Raw genomic sequence first — 1,233 nt, forward strand, 5'->3', positions numbered from 1 at the left:
CCAAATAAATCAGTCATTTGTGGTAAAACATAACAAACAATTCAAGCAGACCCTCTACGCTCGGCGATTTTGGTTTGCGTTGAATTTCGTGTTTAGGGAGCAATGCGGAAAGTGAGCCAGTGCGTTTCGGGCTACTTAATTGGGCGTTAGCCGTCAAAATGGAGAAAACATGGAAGTACAATTTTTAGAAAAAAATTCTGATTACGAGTCAGTCCTAGAAGTGTTGTTACAACTTCGCCCAAATTACAACTTATATACTTTGTCTGGTCAGATCGAGAAGCAGCAATCAAACGGTTACCAAGTCGTCTATGTCAAATCGCCAGAAGGCGTACTAGCAGCAGCAGGCTTTAGCGTAGGTGAAAAGCTTGCTTGGGGTAAGCATATTTACATTGAAGACTTGGTAACTAATGCGCAATTTCGTTCGAGTGGAGTAGGTAAATTTATTATCGATTGGTTTAAAAAATATGCTTTAGAAAGCGGTTGCGAACAAATACATTTGGATTCTGGTGTTCAGCGTTTTCCAGCGCATAAGTTCTATTTACGCGAAGGTTTCAATATCGCTAGTCACCACTTTTCTATAGTTGGCGTCAAAAACGGCTAACAAAGCGTTTAAGACGGATTCACAACGCTTAGCACTTTTGGTTTGTATCAGCTTAAGTGTTTACGGCACAATGGTTTAGGTTAGGTAGTCGCGTTGTTCACCACTTAACGCGGCGTTAGCTATCTTTTTAAAATTCATCGCAGAGTTAAAATCATGGTGGATTTGATGTTTGCTGTGACAATCAATTTGGGAGGCAGTATGAATACTCAGTTTTGTGAAAAATGTGGAAAGGACACTGAACACAAAGAAGCAATGAAGCAAAAACCATCGAAATATGGCAAGTCTAAAAAAGAACAGTTTAAAGCCTTTCTAGATGGCTTCTTTAGTGGTTCCGCTGCTTCCTTACCTGGAGGTGCTTCTTTAGAGTTAACTGATAGGTATATTGTTTGTACTATTTGTGGCAAAGCAACCTTAGAAAATCATGGTCAAGAGTTTCAATAACTTATGCGCCATACAGAGAGCTAACAAAGCATTTAAGACGGATTCCCAACGCTCGGCATTTTGGGTTTGCTTCAACTAAAGTGTTTACGGCACAATGCGTTAGGTTCAGGGGTAGGCGTTGCTCACCACTTAATGCGGCGTTATGTTTACTTGTATTTCAGTGGCTTAAAGTTTCTTCGATCTATGTTCTT

Annotated in this window: 2 protein-coding genes; both read left to right on the top strand. The window is 40.1% G+C overall.

From position 1 onward, the window contains the following. Positions 1 to 169 precede the first annotated feature (169 nt). Complete coding sequence (locus CDZ87_RS16855) at positions 170 to 601, top strand: GNAT family N-acetyltransferase (RefSeq protein WP_100754551.1); 432 nt, start codon at positions 170 to 172, stop codon at positions 599 to 601. Between the two features lie 198 nt (positions 602 to 799). Next, on the top strand, positions 800 to 1,042 hold the full coding sequence (locus tag CDZ87_RS16860; RefSeq protein ID WP_172953608.1) for a hypothetical protein: 243 nt from the start codon (positions 800 to 802) through the stop codon (positions 1,040 to 1,042). The last annotated feature ends 191 nt before the right edge of the window (positions 1,043 to 1,233 follow it).

Origin of the sequence: Vibrio salilacus, from assembly GCF_002811245.1 — a bacterium.
In the GTDB taxonomy this organism is placed as follows: Bacteria; Pseudomonadota; Gammaproteobacteria; order Enterobacterales; family Vibrionaceae; genus Vibrio; species Vibrio salilacus.